Raw genomic sequence first — 2,559 nt, 5'->3', positions numbered from 1 at the left:
GCTACTAACTACTAACAACGAACTACTAACTAACAAATCGACGAAGTCGATTTTGTTCTTGTATGGAAATAAATTACATATATCGTCTATAACAAAATATGGAAAACATATAATGTATAAGTTATAATATAGATAAATAGTAATTAAACTAGGAGGCAATGAAATGAAACTGAAATTAGTACTCTTCTTAATTGGTATATCTATATTAATTACTGGATGCACTAAACATTCAGATATAGAACATGAGTTAGTTTTCAAAGGTTTTGTAGCGTTAGAAAATGGCGGCCGAAGGTTTCCTTCAACTGAAACATTGGTTTTTGAAAATATGGAACAATGGAATCATTTCACTAACAATTATTTGAATTCATTACCATACATTTTAGGTAGGTTAAATATATATGTAGATTTTTCAAATGAAATAATTGCATGTAAAGTAGTTATGCCTACGAATGAAAGATGTAATTCTTCATTCAAATTTAAAAAAGTTACTCTAAACGATAATATTTTAAATATAGAGTTCATAGATGGCGACAATAGAGTACACATAGTTGATTCCAATCATAAAACTATATATCCATTTATATTTCTTGTAAAAATTAAAAGAACCCCCAAATTGTCCAATTTAAAAAATGTTTATAAAGAGGTAGCACAGTAACTGTGCTACCTCTTTTACTAAATTCTAAAGCCACCAATACTTCCATAAGATTCATTTTTATCTACAACTTAGGAATTCTTATAAGCACAGATTTATTTACAGACTCGGGGTATGTTCAAAATCGTCATTTAGTTTTAATTTCTTTTATATGTAATAATACTCTATTCTACTCAGGAGGGATATATTTAGTAGTCTTTATAATTCCTAAAAAGATAGGGAGTATTTTTTTACGATTCTCTTTTCTGTAAGTTATTCTGATAATTATAGCCTTATCATTGTATTTATATAAGAAAAAGTCTTTTTCTTTCCCATATTCATTAATTTTACTTCCTAAATATTCACTATAGTTTTGTAATTCAGTAATCATTTCAACATTAGAAACAGGTCCAAAATCTTTGACAAATTCTTGAGCCTTTAGTTTACAACTGTCAAAATCTTCGTCTTCACTTATAAAATCATAAATAAATGTAATATACTCACCTTCATTTAAATAAAACTCATTTCCATCTTCAAAATTTTTTATTTTAATATACTTAGGTAAATATATCCCAAACTCAGTATATTTTACATCTATGAAATTAGCTTTAGTTTGCTCACCGTTTATATTAAGACTTGTTGTATTATGATTGTTATAAACCTTGTCAGATGGAAATAGGTTTGCTAAACTTTTATTAGTAGGTGATGTATCTTCATTTTCTTTCATTTTTTTATCGACAGTGGTTATTTGAGAATCATATTGTTCTGTATTTGAATATGAATTATTAGGTTGTATTTTGTTAGTACACCCTACATTGCCTATAATTATAAAAATTGAAAATAATATCAGTGTTAATCTAATCTTAACTTTATTCACCTCCAAGTATAAGATTGATTTCCTTATATTAACAATATATAGCAAAGTACCATTGAGTGTCAACACTCAATGGTACTTTGTTCGTTTTTATGCAAAATCAATATGGAAGTGATCAGCATGATCAGCTCTTACAATTATTTTGCTACTGTTTATACCATGATTTGTACCAAATAGGACTTGGATAACACCAGGGTTATCTACACAAACTGTAAAAATGTTTTTTGTTGTGCAGTTGTTAATACTGCACTCCTAATATCAGCATCTTTCCCCCCTGAATGTGAATCATGATCAGGCGTATCTTCAGCATTGATTAAGCAACAATCGTTTATTTGTAGTTTCAAACCCATTGCATTTTTAAAGTCTAATGCGAGTTCTTCTAATGTAGCCATAGCAATTGGTCTAAGCCATGAATGATCCAATTTATACGTAGAATCAGCACTCATTCCACTAGAAGTGTCATTATAGTTGATATAAGTTGATGTGTAGGGTGCTAGTCTAACATTACCCGTAGAAGATATTCCTTCGGCGAACATCATTCTATTTCTTGAGGCTTGTCCGTATATACCATCTTCAGTTAACCCTTCGAGTTTCTGGAATACTTTTAGATTAGCCTCTGTGACACTATCGAAAGTTTGCGAAGTATTCCCACTTAGTGAAGGTACACCATCAAATTCTGTTCCACCATACCTTTCATATTCAATTCTATAATCTCTTAGATTTCTTTTTAAAATAACTATTTCTGGATGTGTATCTTCTTTTCTATATGCTTCCTGAAAATTAGTATCAGCATGATTGTTTAGTTCAGCAGTACCTATTGCTGCTATATTTCCATGTCCCCATGACATAAAAACCTCTCCTTTTTATCATATTATTTTGTAAGACTCTCTCTGTTGGCTAACTTGTTACGTCTTACACTATATAAGAACAATTTAGACATAAAAAAATCAACCATAAGTCAAAAAATAAAAAAATTTACATAAAATGGTTGACAAATTGATTCAAATAATTAAATTTTATATATCACTCATAATAAAATATGGTAATTATACAA

3 protein-coding genes are annotated in these 2,559 nt (G+C 28.9%); 1 reads left to right on the top strand and 2 read right to left on the bottom strand.

Annotated elements, in window-relative coordinates:
- Positions 1-163: 163 nt before the first annotated feature.
- Positions 164-655, top strand: coding sequence for a hypothetical protein (locus L21TH_RS00625; RefSeq protein ID WP_006306171.1), 492 nt, complete (start codon positions 164-166; stop codon positions 653-655).
- Between the two features lie 166 nt (positions 656-821).
- On the opposite strand, the gene L21TH_RS00620 is transcribed toward L21TH_RS00625, so the two are convergent.
- Complete coding sequence (locus tag L21TH_RS00620) at positions 822-1,508, bottom strand: hypothetical protein (protein ID WP_162138474.1); 687 nt, start codon at positions 1,506-1,508, stop codon at positions 822-824.
- A 197-nt stretch (positions 1,509-1,705) separates the two neighbouring features.
- The gene (locus L21TH_RS00615; protein ID WP_006306167.1) at positions 1,706-2,353 is read right to left on the bottom strand and encodes a peptidoglycan-binding domain-containing protein; all 648 of its coding nucleotides are present in this window, start codon (positions 2,351-2,353) and stop codon (positions 1,706-1,708) included.
- Between the last annotated feature and the right edge of the window lie 206 nt (positions 2,354-2,559).

Source organism: Caldisalinibacter kiritimatiensis (genome assembly GCF_000387765.1).
In the GTDB taxonomy this organism is placed as follows: Bacteria; Bacillota; Clostridia; order Tissierellales; family Caldisalinibacteraceae; genus Caldisalinibacter; species Caldisalinibacter kiritimatiensis.
The sequence above is the reverse complement of the archived record's forward strand: the minus strand, read 5'-3'. Positions and strand labels throughout refer to the sequence as shown.

Excerpts from the sequence above, each read along its gene's own strand:
- L21TH_RS00615 (WP_006306167.1), bottom strand. The coding sequence starts at position 2,353 with ATGTCATGGGGACATGGAAATATAGCAGCAATAGGTACTGCTGAACTA.
- L21TH_RS00625 (WP_006306171.1), top strand. The coding sequence starts at position 164 with ATGAAACTGAAATTAGTACTCTTCTTAATTGGTATATCTATATTAATT.